The organism is Thermostichus sp. OS-CIW-32 (genome assembly GCF_054060415.1).
The window spans coordinates 200,476-214,389 of the sequence record NZ_JBSSDD010000005.1 but is presented as its reverse complement, the minus strand read 5'-3'; the positions used below and the strand labels follow the sequence as shown (position 1 = coordinate 214,389).

At 57.5% G+C, this 13,914-nt stretch carries 11 protein-coding genes; 1 reads left to right on the top strand and 10 read right to left on the bottom strand.

Features of this window, described 5'->3' with window-relative positions; genetic code table 11:
- The first annotated feature begins 82 nt into the window (after positions 1-82).
- On the top strand, positions 83-1,378 hold the full coding sequence (purD, locus tag ACVWY8_RS08315; protein ID WP_414332286.1) for a phosphoribosylamine--glycine ligase: 1,296 nt from the start codon (positions 83-85) through the stop codon (positions 1,376-1,378).
- Positions 1,379-2,023: 645 nt separating this feature from the next.
- On the opposite strand, the gene ACVWY8_RS08310 is transcribed toward purD, so the two are convergent.
- The 10 genes from ACVWY8_RS08310 to ACVWY8_RS08265 all read right to left on the bottom strand — a co-directional run bounded on the left by ACVWY8_RS08310 (position 2,024) and on the right by ACVWY8_RS08265 (position 13,824).
- Positions 2,024-2,512 carry a nitrate reductase associated protein gene (locus ACVWY8_RS08310; RefSeq protein ID WP_457394256.1) on the bottom strand — a complete coding sequence of 163 codons (489 nt, stop codon included), beginning with the start codon at positions 2,510-2,512 and terminating at the stop codon, positions 2,024-2,026.
- Between the two features lie 24 nt (positions 2,513-2,536).
- Positions 2,537-4,672: a molybdopterin oxidoreductase family protein gene (locus ACVWY8_RS08305; protein ID WP_457394286.1), complete on the bottom strand. Its 2,136-nt coding sequence runs from the start codon at positions 4,670-4,672 to the stop codon at positions 2,537-2,539.
- Positions 4,673-4,780: 108 nt separating this feature from the next.
- Positions 4,781-5,314, bottom strand: a complete 534-nt coding sequence (locus ACVWY8_RS08300) for a Uma2 family endonuclease (RefSeq protein WP_457394254.1) — start codon at positions 5,312-5,314, stop codon at positions 4,781-4,783.
- Positions 5,315-5,347: 33 nt separating this feature from the next.
- The gene (locus ACVWY8_RS08295) at positions 5,348-6,190 is read right to left on the bottom strand and encodes an ABC transporter ATP-binding protein (protein WP_457394283.1); all 843 of its coding nucleotides are present in this window, start codon (positions 6,188-6,190) and stop codon (positions 5,348-5,350) included.
- Positions 6,191-6,228: 38 nt separating this feature from the next.
- Positions 6,229-8,220, bottom strand: coding sequence for an ABC transporter ATP-binding/substrate-binding protein (locus tag ACVWY8_RS08290; protein WP_414406876.1), 1,992 nt, complete (start codon positions 8,218-8,220; stop codon positions 6,229-6,231).
- 72 nt (positions 8,221-8,292) lie between these two features.
- A complete protein-coding gene (gene ntrB / locus ACVWY8_RS08285) occupies positions 8,293-9,252 on the bottom strand; it encodes a nitrate ABC transporter permease (RefSeq protein WP_011431708.1) in 960 nt (319 codons plus the stop codon).
- Between the two features lie 145 nt (positions 9,253-9,397).
- Positions 9,398-10,720, bottom strand: coding sequence for a CmpA/NrtA family ABC transporter substrate-binding protein (locus tag ACVWY8_RS08280; RefSeq protein ID WP_457394252.1), 1,323 nt, complete (start codon positions 10,718-10,720; stop codon positions 9,398-9,400).
- Between the two features lie 61 nt (positions 10,721-10,781).
- Positions 10,782-12,329 carry a ferredoxin--nitrite reductase gene (locus ACVWY8_RS08275; RefSeq protein WP_414389720.1) on the bottom strand — a complete coding sequence of 516 codons (1,548 nt, stop codon included), beginning with the start codon at positions 12,327-12,329 and terminating at the stop codon, positions 10,782-10,784.
- Positions 12,330-12,521: 192 nt separating this feature from the next.
- Positions 12,522-13,661 (bottom strand): CAP domain-containing protein, encoded by a 1,140-nt coding sequence (locus ACVWY8_RS08270; RefSeq protein WP_457394250.1) that lies wholly within the window; start codon positions 13,659-13,661, stop codon positions 12,522-12,524.
- Between the two features lie 16 nt (positions 13,662-13,677).
- Positions 13,678-13,824 (bottom strand): hypothetical protein, encoded by a 147-nt coding sequence (locus ACVWY8_RS08265; protein WP_187147246.1) that lies wholly within the window; start codon positions 13,822-13,824, stop codon positions 13,678-13,680.
- Between the last annotated feature and the right edge of the window lie 90 nt (positions 13,825-13,914).

Genomic DNA, 13,914 nt, shown 5'->3' with positions numbered 1-13,914 from the left:
AGAAATGGTACAAGAACATGGTCTAATGGGGGATGTTCGGAAAACAGGCAAGCTGGGTTTAGAAACAGCGGAATAGCACACCATGCAGGCTCTGGTCATCGGATCTGGGGGGCGAGAACACGCTCTGGCCTGGAAGCTGTTGCAGTCTCCCCAGGTTACTCGGATCTACTGTGCCCCCGGCAACGGCGGTATGCAGCAGCTGCCCCGCTGTCAATCCGTGGCTTTGGCGGCTACCGACATTGAAGGCCTGGTGCGGTTTGCTACCGTACAAGGGATCCGCCTGACGGTGGTAGGGCCAGAGCTGCCCTTGGTGCAGGGGATCGTGGACGCCTTCCAGGCAGCAGGGTTGCCCATTTTCGGGCCTAGCCGCGCCGCTGCCCAACTGGAAGGAAGCAAACTCTGGGCTAAGCAATTGATGCAAGAGGCGGGGATCCCGACTGCTCGCGCTACCGGCTTTGCTGAGCTATCTGCCGCTGTGGCCTATCTCGACTCCCAGAGTTTCCCAGTGGTCATCAAAAAAGATGGACTGGCTGCCGGCAAGGGGGTAACCGTTGCCCAAAACCGGGAAGAAGCCGTGCAAGCCCTGGAAGCAGCCCTGGCCAAGCCGGGCGATCAGGTGCTGATCGAGGAGTTTATCCCCGGCCAGGAGGTGTCGGTTTTGGCTCTAACCGATGGCCAGATCTGTGTGCCGCTGCCACCTGCCCAGGACTACAAGCGCCTTGGCGAGGGCGATACTGGCCCCAACACCGGCGGCATGGGAGCTCATGCCCCTGCGGATCACCTGGTCACTCCAGAAGGGTTGGCCCGCATCCAAACCCAGATCCTGGATCCCACCCTGGAGGCTTTGCAACGGCGGGGCATCCGCTACCAGGGGGTGATCTACGCCGGTTTGATGATCACGCCCAGTGGGGATCCCTACGTGTTGGAGTACAACTGCCGCTTTGGGGATCCCGAAGCTCAGGTCATCCTGCCCTTGCTGGAAAACCCTTTGGACGAGGTGCTGCTGGCCTGTATAGAAGGACGGCTGGCCCAAATCCAGCTCAAATGGAAACCCGGCTATGCCGCCTGCGTGGTGATGGCAGCCCCAGGCTATCCCGATGCCTACGAGCGAGGGATCCCCATCTCCGGCTTGGATGCAGCTGCCACCACGGGGGCGTTGGTGTTTCATGCGGGTACCCGCCAGGCAGGCAAGCAGCTCCTGAGCGATGGCGGGCGCGTTCTCTGTCTTACCGGCCAAGGGGCAACCCTATCCGAGGCCCTGCGCCAAGCCTACGCAGCTGTGGAGCAAGTGCAGTTTCCCAAGGCCTACTACCGTTCTGACATCGGCAGCCACGCCCTGGGGCCTGCCGTCCGCCGAGGAGTGATCCCTACCCCATAAAGCCATCCCTTGCCCTCTCAGCTGCAGCCGGATGGAAGAAGCCCCAGAGGGGTCGCTCCTCCAGGGCCCATAAAGCAGCTTTGAAAAAAGCTTTGATGCTTAGACGATAGCGCTTTCGGTAACAAGACGGCAACAGTGATATCAAAAGCTCAACTTTACTTTAGATTCCTTAACAATAGCCCTCTGCTTTGACTAGGCACGGATATTGCTGAGCTGAGTCTCTCCCCTCTCGAGGGGGATCCCCCATTAGCCCACTTGAACTGTTGCGGACCCGGATCCCCTAGAGCAGGCATTTCCTCTCCCAGGGTGGAAGAGGGGTTGGGGGTGGTCGTCTGGGGCAGCGCATGGCAGAGGAGCATGACTCTAGTCAATAATAAGCTCAACTATACTGAAAATAATGTATAATATGTTCAGTACGGATTACTACCAGTTGATCTTTCTGTTTACTTTCGAGTCTGCCAACATGGTAGCCAAAGCAAAGCAGAAAATTGGTAGTAAGACGACACGGAAACTGCGCTTTGGGTATTCTACTCAAAGCTTTGCGGGATACCGCCATTCTGTTTGGAAACAAACAGAATGCTATCGCTGCATAGTTGAACAGTGATGTTCAGCAGTGTTCAGCGTAAATGTATCAGACTATCTCTCTCAAATAGATTCAGAGTAACTGCAATCACCATCCCTCGCCATCTTCAGGCCAAACTCTCGCAGAGCGGGCAAGAAATTTTTGTTTTCGTGATGGGATCGGCTCAACTTCAGCAAGGCAAATCTCTGGATATCGTGCAAGTTTCTCCAGAAATCGAGGGCAAGCCGGATCCCCAGGTCTTGAGCTTTTTGTTGGACAGCCATTGGGATCTGGTTGCGATTTTGCCATTCAGGCTGGGGATCAATGGGAATCTCTTGCGCCTCTTCGTGGCAGATGGAGCGAACCAAATGGCGCAGATGGTTGCGGAGTTCTTCTAGATCCTGTGGAGATTCAGAGGGCCAATCAACACACTTCCGCCGCTCTTCTAAGGAAAACTTGGCCCATTGATGGAGCTTGAGCTTGATCCCGCACAAATCCAGCTTTAGGCGCAAGGTCATGGGGATGCATCGCAGAGAGTCGGCAAAATCTTGCTCAAACTGAAACAGAGTCATGGGAACCTCGATTAGGAACCAAATCTAGAGTTGAGGGGATTGCTTGAGCGGTGGGTCGGCTTTCTCAAGAGCAACGGCACAGGCTTTTAATTCCGGCTGGCCGGAATCGGGACAACTGATGTCATGGGTAAGGGCATTACACTCGGCTTGTTCTGCCCAGAGGGATCCCCAGTGCATGGGCACAAACACTGTTCCAGGGGCGATGTTGGCAGTTATCTTGGCCGGGAAATAGGCCCGCCCGCGGGCAGAACGCACCTGAACCCAATCCCCATCTTGGAGGCCCAGCTTTTCCGCATCGCGAGGATGGATCTCCATAAAGGGTTGGGGGTGCATGTGCTTGATTTTTTCAATCCTGCCGGTACGGGTTTGGGTGTGCCAATGGCCGTATAGCCTGCCCGTAGTTAACACGTAAGGGAACTGAGGGTTGGGTGGCTCCGCCAAGCCACGGGAAGGGTGGGGGATAAAGCGGGCGCGGCCATTGGGGGTCGGGAAACGCCAATCTGTGTAGAGGCGAGTGGACTTAGGGGCCGAGGTTCTTTCTTTGGGATAAGGCCATTGCTGAGGGCCTTGTTCTGCCAAAAGGGCATGGCTGAGGCCGGAGTGATCGCAGAGGCGATTTGCGGTAAGGGCGGCAAATTCTGCATAAACCTCTGCCGCGGTTTGGAAGGAAAATTGCGCTTCAAAGCCCAACCTGCGCCCCACTTCAGCAAAGATCTCCCAATCGGGTCGGGCCTCGCCAGGGGGGTCTCGAAAGGCTTGACAAAGGGTAACCCTGCGCTCGGAGTTGGTCATCACCCCGGTTTTCTCGCTCCACTGGCAGGCGGGCAAAAGCAAATGGGCATATTCTGCCGTTTCTGTAGGGTAATAAGCCTCTTGATAAACAGTAAAGGGAGACTTTTTCAGGGCTTTTTTAACCCGTTCCAGATCCGGAAAGCTCACCAAAGGATTGGTGGCCACAATCCAAAAGAACTGCAGGGATCCCGTCTCCAGAGCGGCAATCATCTCGGTAGCCCTCAGCCCTGGGTGGGGGGAGATGGAGCCGCCGGGCAAGCCCCAAGCCTGCTCCACCTCTGCCCGATGCTGGGGCTGGCTCACCAGCCGATATCCCGGCAGCAGATGAGATAACCCCCCCGCCTCTCGACCACCCATGGCATTGGGCTGGCCGGTCAAGGAAAAGGGGCCCGTCCCCGGTCGGCCAATTTGCCCGGTCAGGAGATGGAGATTGATTAGGCTGGTGATCTTGGCGGTGCCCTCACTGGACTGGTTTAGGCCCATCGACCAAAGGGAGAGAACCCTTTGGGATCCCTGCCAAAGCTTGGCTGCTTCGATCAAATCCTCGGTGGCAATTCCGCAGCGCTGGGCCACAATCTGCGGTTCATAATCGGCCAGCAAAGCTGCATATTCAGCAAAACCTTGGGTGCAGCCCTCGATAAAATCAGCAGCAATGGATCCCCACTTTAACAACAAATGGGCAATCCCATTGAAAAGATCGATATCCGTACCGGGGCGAATTTTTAAGTGGAGATCGGCAGCTTCTGCTGTCTGAGTGCGCCGGGGATCCACGACCACCATTTTGAGGGGGGATCCGGGCTTGTGCCGCTTCTTCAAGCGATTAAAAAGAATGGGGTGGCACTCGGCGGTGTTGGTGCCCACCAGAAAAGCCAGATTGCAGAGATCGAGATCCTCGTAGCAGCAGGGGGGGCCATCGGATCCCAGGGATTGGGTGTAGGCCGAGACGGCTGAGGACATGCACAGGCGCGAGTTGGTGTCAAAATTATTGGTGCCCAGGCAGCCCTTAATGAGCTTTTGAGCAACGTAATAGTCTTCAGTGAGCAACTGCCCCGATCCATACATGGCTATGGAGTGGGGGTTGTCTTTGAGGCGGCGCAGCCGAGAAACCATCTCCTCAAAAGCCTGATCCCAAGAAATGCGGCGAAAGGGCTGATCCAAGCTCTCCCGAAACAGGGGAGAGAGCAGCCGATCTCGACCAACTGCCTCCAGGATCGTGGCCCCCTTTACACAGACCATCCCCAAGCTGGAAGGATGATCCCGGTCGCCTCTCATTTTCCAGTCACCTGAGGCTGTCGAAACCGCCTCCAATCCACATCCCACACCGCAATAGGGACATAGGGTTTTGATGACAGCTTTTTCCGACTCCATCGCGGTCACCATGAGTTGGGATCCCTATTAAACGCCCAATTCTCTCGCATTTTGGATCCCTTAGCTGAGAAGAGCGGCAACTTGGATCTCCAAGCCAGGTAATACAACCTAGCTCTTGTCAGTGTCCTGTTCAGCTAGCCAAAGATGGCCATCTTGAGTTTGGATAAAAACGTATTTGCTTCTGGGAAAAATCAGCCAGACTTCCAGTACATCGGAGCTGAGATACTCTTGGGCTTTTAGGAAAATATCTTCTCCACAGTCGGTTGGAGAGAAGATCTCCTCAACCAGAGGATAGCTCTGCAGCAGCGTGGCAATATCCTCTCCAAATTGCTGGATTAAATCTGGAGATGAGCAGGCAGCATCAGGTCTTCTGACTCTGCCTTTGGTTTGGCCGGGAGCCTTCACCAAAACCATACCCCCCAATGGCTGACATTCAACATAACCGAGCCAACGGAAGAGAAGTCGGGTTTGGATCTTTGCATGCCCTAAGGTTTGCCCCACTTTCTCCACAATGTAGCCATCTACCCATTTGGTTTGGGCAACCGGATTGGCCAGATAGTCGGCAAGGGTTTTGGGCAGGGTAGAGACCCGCTTCTCCATTGGGAGATCGGTTGGAGCTACCTGAACCGGAGCAGCGGCCATCAACTTCCCTCTCCAAGTATTTTGAACCCTAGCTCAATCCCCTCCATGGGCAAAGCGGCGATAGAGGAAGTCAAGGGCGCGGTTACGCAATTCGTAGAACTCAGGCATTTCCATAATGCGGGAGCGGATGCGCGGTCGCTCGAAGGGAATGGTCAAGATCTCGCCGATATGGGCAGCGGGGCCGTTGGTCATCATCACCACACGGTCTGACAAGTAGAGAGCCTCGTCGATGTCGTGGGTAATCATCAAAACTGTGCAGCGGTGATCCCGCCAAATGGCCAGCAGCTCATCTTGTAGATCTTCCTTGGTAATGGCATCCAAGGCCCCAAAAGGCTCATCCAAGAGCAAAACTTGCGGACGAACGGCAAGAGCACGGGCAATGGCTACCCTTTGCTTCATGCCTCCAGAAAGCTGCTTGGGCCGCTTGTGGGCTGCTTCCGCCAAACCTACCAATTCCAGATGTTCTTGAACAATTTCCCTTTTTTCCCACCGGGGTTTGGTTGGGTACACCTGATCCACCACCAGATAAATATTTTCAAAGGCAGTCAGCCAGGGCAAAAGGGAATAATGTTGAAACACCATCATCCGATCTGGCCCTGGGGAGGTGATGGGCTGGCCCTTGAGGGCGATGGATCCCGAAGTGGGAGTCGAAAAACCCGCCACCATGTTGATCAAGGTGGATTTGCCACAACCCGAGTGGCCGATAATGCAAACAAACTCACCGGCGGCCACTTCCAGATTGATATTTTCCAGCGCAACGAAGGGCCCTGCTGAGGTGAAGTAGGTCTTGCCCACATTCTGAAGACAAAGAAGGGGCAGTCCTGCAACCGGAGATGCAGAAGATAGCGGTGAGGAAGATAGGCGAGAACTGGTCATCATGGTGTTTTCCAATCGAGAGTTTAAGGTAACAAAAGCTAAACTTCGCTGAGCCGGTACTCCTGCAGTTTCAGATCCTGCCGGATGGCCACCGACTCCAGGTAAGCAACGGGATCCTCTCCGTCAAAGCGGGATCCATCGCCAAAGAGTAAAGCTCCGCGGTCGTGGGCCCGATCCGGAAGGCCCAGTTCTCTGGCGGCTAGGGCGTAGGTTTCGCTGTCCAGAACTTGGTCGAGAACCGAAACCCAATTGCGGGGAAAAGCGCAGAGTCCCCAGCGAGCCATTTGCGTCAGGATCCAGAGGTGTTCCAACCTTTCCGGACAGGTGTTGCGCCCGTTGGCAAACTGGTGAAAACCGGTGAGGGCTTGGGATTCATCGGCAATTCCCCGCTGCAGGATGCCCGTCCACCCCGGCTGCAGATCCTCCAGGGCCACGCCCACATACTGGGGCTGAGCCAGCCACTCCAAGATCTCAGAACGGTGCTGCGGCTGATCGCAGTAGTGACAAGCCTCCAGTAGTGCCTTGACCAGAGCTACATGGGTGCGGGGGTAGTTTTGCGCCCAATCCTGGCGCACTGTCAGCACTTTTTCAATGTGGCTGGGCAAGATTTCGGGAGTGGTGGTGACGATAAATCCCAACTGTTCCCGCACGGCGCGGGAGTTCCAGGGCTCGCCCACGCAGTAGCCATCGATGTTGCCGGCCTTGAGGTGGGCCACCATCTGCGGCGGCGGGATCACCGTCAACGTAACGTCCCGATCCGGATCCACCCCCCCACCGGCCAGCCAGTGCCGCAACAGGAAGTTTTGCATGGAAGCCGGATGAACCACTCCCAGGGTGTGGACTGTGTCGGGGGTGTGGTTGAGGTATTGGCGAAAATCCGCCAGGCTTTGAACGCCTCGCTCCAAAAGTCTGCGCCCGAAGGTAATGGCGTTGCCGCCGCGGGAGAGGGTTAGCGCGGTAATCAAAGGCACCGGAACTCCCCCCACCCCCAACGTGGAAGCCAACGGGATCCCGGCCACCACCATGGCCGCATCCAGCCGACCGGAGCGGATCCCTTCCCAGATGGTCTTCCAGCCTGGCTCCCGCACCAGGGTGACCTGCTCCAGGCCATGCTTTTGAAACAGGCCTTTTTCCTGCGCCACCACCAGCGGGGCGCAGTCGTTGAGGGGCACAAAGCCAACCTCCAAATTGACCTTCTCCAGGCCGTGTTTGGCAATGGCCACGCGAACAGGCGTTTTTTGGCGAGCCCGCTTTTGCTGGTTGAGAAAGTAGATCATCTCTCCCCGCAGGCTGTAGTAGTCGGGGTGACGCACCACTTCCAAACGATGGCGGGGTCGAGGAAAAGGGATCCGCAAAATCTGGCCAATGCGGGCCTCCGGGCCATTGGTCATCATTACCACCCGATCCGAAAGCAGCAGCGCCTCATCCACATCGTGGGTAACCATGACACAGGTGAGCTGCTCCGCCTGGGCAATCTCCATCAGTTGCTCCTGCAGGTTGCCGCGCGTCAGGGCGTCCAGAGCGCCAAAGGGCTCATCCAACAGCAGCACCCGCGGACGGATGGCCAAAGCCCGGGCAATGGCTACCCGCTGTTTCATCCCTCCTGACAGATGGGCCGGTCGCTTGTCGGCTGCCCCCTGCAACCCCACCTGGCGGATGTGCTCTTCCACAATCCGGCTTCGCTCTGCTTTGGGAAGGGATCCCAGCACCTCGTCCACGGCCAGGGCAATGTTCTCCCGCACCGTCAGCCAGGGCAGCAGGGAATAGTTCTGAAACACCACCATGCGATCCGGGCCGGGATCCGTAACCTGTCGGCCCTCCAGGAGAATGCCCCCTCGGGAAGGCTTTTCCAGGCCGGCGATGATGTTGAGTAGGGTCGATTTGCCACAGCCGGAGTGGCCAATCAACGAGACAAATTCCCCTTTTTGGATCTCCAGGTGGATGTCTTTCAGGACAGGATAGACCTCTCCGTTGTCGAGGAGAAATTCCTTGTCGACATGATCCACTTCAATGTAAGGCTGGGTCTTCATGATTCCCCTGAGATGATTTCTGAGAGCATGGAGAAATTGTCAGCAACCAATCTAAAACTCGGCCAAGCTCATTTAGCGATCCTCAGCCACCACCAGCGAGCCAATCCAAGCCGTGATGCGATCCAGCAGAAGACCCACCATCCCGACATAGATCAAAGCCAGAATGATTTCGCTGATGCGGGAGCTATTCCAGGCATCCCAGATGAAAAATCCAATGCCCACACCGCCAATCAACATTTCCGCTGCCACAATGGCCAGCCAAGACAAGCCCACCCCAATGCGCAGGCCGGTAAAAATATAGGGCACAGTTGCCGGGAAAACGATTTTGAAAAAGTACTTCCAGCCGGACATGCGCACAATTCTCGCCACATTGCGGTAGTCCTGTGGGATCTGCTGTACGCCGACAACGGTGTTGATCAAAATGGGCCAGAGGGCCGTAATGAAGATTACGAAAATGGCGGAAGGGTTGGCATCTCGAAAGGCAGCCAAAGAAATCGGCAGCCAGGCCAAAGGCGGCACCGTGCGCAGCACCTGAAAAATGGGATCCAAAGCCTCGTACAGCCAGCGATTGACCCCGATGATCATGCCGCCCACAACCCCCACCAAGCCGGCCAGGGCAAACCCAATGAACACCCGCCGCAAGCTGGCCCAAATTTGCCAGAACAGCCCTTTGGCATTGCCGCCATAGTCAAAAAAGGGATCTTTAATGAGGGGATCCCAGGTGTCCTGCCAAACCTGGAGAGGGGTGGGCAAGTTGGCTCCGGGGCGGCTGTAAATGATTTGCCAGAGAATCAGGACGAGCAAAATGGCCGTAGCGGGCAACAGAATGCGACGCAGCGCTTTGTGGATTTGGACTCTTTGCCGCCAAGCAGAAGAAGGTGCAGAACTGGCGGGGGAACCGATTCCGGTACTGGACTGAAGAACAGAACCTTGGCCGGTTTTCAGCAGCCAGTGGCCTAGGCCAACCAGTAGGGGAAGCAGGATCCGAAAGAGGTGGTAGCCCAACTGTAGGGCAGAGTGGAAAATCCTCATGGCTTGCTGGGAGTAAGGTTGAAGTCAACTTAAGAGGATCCCAAGAGAGAAGGGGTTTCAGTTGAACACTCTTTGTGGGGATTCGGGGATCCCTTCTCTCCTGGACAGAGGGTTTGCAGCTAACTTGCTGGGGAAAGTTGGGAAATTAGGCCAGCTTCTTAATCGCCAATTTCTCCAGGTAGGCGGCAGGATTTTCGGGATCGAACTGCACCCCGTCGAAGAAGGTTTCCACTCCTCGAGAGGTGCTGGGGGGAATGGCTGCCCCCTGACCAATGGCTTTGGCAGCTTCTCGCCAGAGTTCTTCCCGATTCACCCGCTCCACCAAGGCTTTGGTATCGGTGTCGGCAGGTAGGTAACCCCAGCGAATGTTTTCGGTCAAAAACCAGAGATCGTGGCTCTTGAAGGGGTAGGAAGCGTAGTTCTGCCAGAACTTCATCAGGTGGGGGCTGTTTTCAACGACCTTGCCGGTGCCGTAGTCAAAAGTGCCCCGAGAACGGCCCAAGATATCGGTCACGGGAACCCCCAGCCAGCGACGGTCGCCGATGATGCGACACATCTCCTCTTTGTTTTCCATCTGGTCGCACCAGATCTGGGCTTCTAGCACCGCTTTCAACAGGGCAAGGGTGGCTTTCGGGTGCGCATCCACCCAGTCGGCCCGCAGGGCAAAGGCCTTTTCCGGGTGGCCGTTCCACAGCTCGCCGGTGGTGAGGGCACTATACCCCTCTTTTTGGTTCACCAGCTGGGCATTCCAAGGCTCGCCCACACAGAAGGCTTCCATGGTTCTGGATTTCATATTGGCCACCATCTGCGGCGGCGGCACCACAATGATGGAGACGTCGCTAGTGGGATCGATCCCGCCTGCGGCCAGCCAGTAGCGCATCCACACGTCGTGGGTACCGCCGGGGAAGGTCATCGCGCATTTGGGATCCCCGCCGGCAGCTCGGACCTCGGCAAACTTGGCCTTGAGGGGGGAACTATCCAGGCCGATTTGCAAATCCCGATATTGGTTGGAAATGCTAATGCCCTGACCGTCCAGATTGAGACGGGCCAAAATGTACATAGGCACCGGCTTGCCATCGGTAACTTTGCCGGTGGTGATGAGGTAGGGCATGGGGGTGAGGATGTGTGCCCCATCGATGCCGCCGGCGGCGGATCCCAGCACCAAGTTGTCGCGGGTGGTGCCCCAAGAGGCCTGCTTGACCACCTCTACGTCCTTCATGCCGTACTTGTCAAAGAACCCCTTTTCTTTGGCGATGATCAGGGGGGCCGCGTCGGTTAGAGCGATGAACCCCAGCTTGGCGCTGGTGGTTTCGGGAGTATCGGCCTGCGCCACCCAGTAGCCTTTGCCCAAGGATTGCGATTGGGCGCGCGGGATCCCAGCCGTGGCCGCCCCAGCCGTGAGAGCAGCCACCCCGGCCAAAAATTGCCGACGGGAGACGGGAGAGGAAGTGCTGAACAGCTTAGACATCGAAACCTCCAAGATTTACAACGACGAAGAAAGAAAAACTTTCAGGACGGCAACAGAACCGCTAGCGGGTTACCAAAACAGAAGCCTGGGCGGCGGACGGATGCTGACGCGGCTTGGCCCCAAAGTGTTCAATGAGCAGCTCCACCAAGACCGGCTTGAGGTCTTCGCAAGGGATCCCTTTGCGCACGCATTCGCCCAGCTTGGCGTCTTTGCCCACCTCTCCCCCCATGTAGATGTCCACGGCCTCCACCACCCTGCCGTCCTTGCGAGCAGTGGTGCCCATAAGGCCGATATCGGCTACTTGGGGTTGGCCGCAGGAGTTGGGGCAGCCCGTCCAGTGGATGCGCACCGTTTGGGGGATCTCCAGCTCCGCCTCCAGCTCCTCCATCAAGGCCACAGCCCGGTTTTTGGTCTCGATAAGGGCAAAGTTGCAGAACTGGTTGCCCGTGCAGGACACCAACCCCCGCTGCAAGGGCCCTGGGTTGGGGGAGAACTTCTTCAAGAGCGGCTCTTTGAGGAGCGGGGCCACTCGGGAGTCGGGCACATTGGGGATGAGCACGTTCTGCTCCACTGTCAGCCGCAGCTCCCCGGAGCCGTACACCTCCGCCAAGCGGGCCAGCTCCATCATCTCCAGGGCGTTGAGCCGCCCCACCGGCACATGCAGGCCGACAAAGTTGAGGCCCGGCTGCTTCTGGGCATGCACCCCCAGCAGATCCCGCTTGTGCCAGACCACCTCGTCTTTTTCCGCTGCCCTGGGCAGAGGGTGGCCTATCTGGCGCTCCACAGCCGCCCGGAACTTCTCTAGGCCCCACTCGTCAATGAGCCACATCAACCGCGCCTTTTGCCGGTTGGCCCGCAGGCCGTGATCCCGGTAGACCAGCAGCACCGCCTCGCACAGGGGAACTACATCGCGGGGATCCACCCAGACATCTAGGCCAATTGCCTCGGCGCAGCGGCGAGCAGAGAAAAAGCCGCCCACCAGGACGTTGAAGCCCAGGCGGCCATTTTTGAAGGCGGGCACAAAGGCCAGGTCGTTGATCTCGGCATGCACCGAGTTGTCGCGACAACCGCAGATGGCGATGTTGAACTTGCGCGGCAGGTTGCTGAAGGAAGGGTTGCCCTCGCCGTTGTTGGTGATCATGTCCTGCACCTTGCGAGTGAGGCCGCGCACATCGATCAGCTCGTCCGGGTCAATACCGGCCAGAGGGGATCCCGTGATGTTGCGCACGTTGTCCATGCCCGACTGGATGCTGGTCAGGCCTACCTCTTTCAGGTAGCCCAGGATCTGGGGCATTTCCTCGATGGGGATGCCCCGCAGTTGCAGGTTCTGCCGGGTGGTGATGTCGGCTACGCCCTGTTCTCCATAGGGGTGGATGATTGCGCCCAACATCCGCATTTGGCCGCTGGTTAGGATCCCATTGGGCAGGCGCAGCCGCAGCATGAACTGACCTGGGGTGCGCTTGCGAAAGAAGATCCCCAGCCACTTGAGGCGGTGATCCCGGTCGTCTTCAGGAATGTTCTCCCAACCCATCCGGGCAAACGCCTCCAGCTCGGCCTTGACCGCCAGCCCATCCTTTTCGCTTTTGAGGCGTTCAAATTGGTTCGCCATGATCGCTGCCGTGGGGTGAACACTGGCTACCCTAGCGATAACGAACCGTTAACTTTGGTATTGGCAGTTACACTTTGTAACAGGTTATGCAGTTTTGTCATTCTCGAATTGCGCTTTATGCATAAAGTCAAGCTTCCAGGAGCAGCAGACTCCTCTCTCCCCTTTGGGAAAGGGGCTGGGGGTGAGGAAAAGCTAGTTGAGAGGGTTGAAAGAGTTGAAAGGCTCCATCTGCCAGAGCAGACGGGGCGGGATCCCCAGCCCTTCGGTGAGGGGTACGGGCCGTTGGGAAGTTTGGGGATCGCAGTCGTAGAGAGCGGTGGTGTAGCGGTAGCTGCGGGGGGGGCCACCGTTGAGGCGAATGCCGCTAATTTCAAAGGTGTAGTTGCGATTGGGCTGGATCGAACCCACGGAGTAGGTCAAAGTTTCCAGGCCAAAGGCGGGATCCCCCACGCGGAGATCTCCAACAGGCACCGGCTCGCCGCTGAGGGCATCGGTGATGCGGACTTGGGCTTGGCTGAGATCAGCCTTGCCGCCACGGCTGGGCACCGAGAAAGACCAGCGGTAGGCAGACAGGGGCTGGCCGGAAAACCCTTCTAGGCGGTAGAGGTAGCCGTCTTTCTCCGGGAAGGCGATGAACTCTGGATCTGGCACCGACTCGTCAAAACCGAAGATCCAGTTGGCGTTGGCCTGGGTCACCCGTCCAGCCCGTGGGTCAAAGACAATGCCGTAGGCCCCCTGGGCGTACTGAGGATACAGGTTCCAGCGGCGATGCCCCACATCCACAAAGTTTTCTCGACCTGGCTCGGCAAAATAGATGTCCACCTGCCGCGCCAACACCCGGCCTGGATCGGGGCCGTTCAGCTCTAGGATGGGCCCAACCGCCAGGTTGCTGAAGCGGGATCCCGCCTCCCCAGCAGGGGTAAAGCAGCGCCAAGAAGGGGGCGGCTGGTGGCTGAGAGTACCATTGGCTACCTGCATCAAGGCCGCTTGCTGGGCGGCTTCTAGGAACTGAGGATTGAGCTTCACCGGCGGTAACTGGTGCAACAGCCGTAGAAAATTCAGCCGATCCATCATCTTTTGGGCTGCTGCAGGCGTAAGGCGACCGGGGTTGCAGGTAGCAACCTGGGGCTGTTCGGCGTAAATAGGCCCCGTGAAGCTGCGGGTCTGGCGATCCAACCGGCACAGGAAGCTGGCAATCGGCACTTCCCCTGCCCGCGGTGGCTCCATCGAGGTAGGGGATCCTCCACAGGCCGCCAGCAGACAAAGACAAAAGATCCCCGCAATCCTCAAAGCCCAAAGCTGAACCAACTTGGGCAACCGCTGCAAGGGCATGCAAAAACCAGCCGAATTATGAGCCGGTGGGGGTGGGGGTGATGCTGGGGGGGCTGACGGTGCTGCTGCTGCTCTCGCCACAAGCAGGCAACAAGCCCAGACAGGCAAACAGGGCTAAGGCCGCCAAAAGCTGGTGGGTCACTTTGGGTTGCAACGTAGCCATGACAACAAACCTCCCAAATGCTGCTGGGTTTGACCCTGTTCTATCACCTGGCCGAGTGGGCCACAGCGTCAAAACTCATGCCGACAAGGG

What these genes read in the sequence shown, in the direction of transcription:
- purD (WP_414332286.1), top strand. Translation starts at nt 83, where the DNA reads ATGCAGGCTCTGGTCATCGGATCTGGGGGGCGAGAACACGCTCTGGCC.
- ACVWY8_RS08310 (WP_457394256.1), bottom strand. Translation starts at nt 2,512, where the DNA reads ATGACTCTGTTTCAGTTTGAGCAAGATTTTGCCGACTCTCTGCGATGC.
- ACVWY8_RS08305 (WP_457394286.1), bottom strand. Translation starts at nt 4,672, where the DNA reads ATGGAGTCGGAAAAAGCTGTCATCAAAACCCTATGTCCCTATTGCGGT.
- ACVWY8_RS08300 (WP_457394254.1), bottom strand. Translation starts at nt 5,314, where the DNA reads ATGGCCGCTGCTCCGGTTCAGGTAGCTCCAACCGATCTCCCAATGGAG.
- ACVWY8_RS08295 (WP_457394283.1), bottom strand. Translation starts at nt 6,190, where the DNA reads ATGACCAGTTCTCGCCTATCTTCCTCACCGCTATCTTCTGCATCTCCG.
- ACVWY8_RS08290 (WP_414406876.1), bottom strand. Translation starts at nt 8,220, where the DNA reads ATGAAGACCCAGCCTTACATTGAAGTGGATCATGTCGACAAGGAATTT.
- ntrB (WP_011431708.1), bottom strand. Translation starts at nt 9,252, where the DNA reads ATGAGGATTTTCCACTCTGCCCTACAGTTGGGCTACCACCTCTTTCGG.
- ACVWY8_RS08280 (WP_457394252.1), bottom strand. Translation starts at nt 10,720, where the DNA reads ATGTCTAAGCTGTTCAGCACTTCCTCTCCCGTCTCCCGTCGGCAATTT.
- ACVWY8_RS08275 (WP_414389720.1), bottom strand. Translation starts at nt 12,329, where the DNA reads ATGGCGAACCAATTTGAACGCCTCAAAAGCGAAAAGGATGGGCTGGCG.
- ACVWY8_RS08270 (WP_457394250.1), bottom strand. Translation starts at nt 13,661, where the DNA reads ATGCCCTTGCAGCGGTTGCCCAAGTTGGTTCAGCTTTGGGCTTTGAGG.
- ACVWY8_RS08265 (WP_187147246.1), bottom strand. Translation starts at nt 13,824, where the DNA reads ATGGCTACGTTGCAACCCAAAGTGACCCACCAGCTTTTGGCGGCCTTA.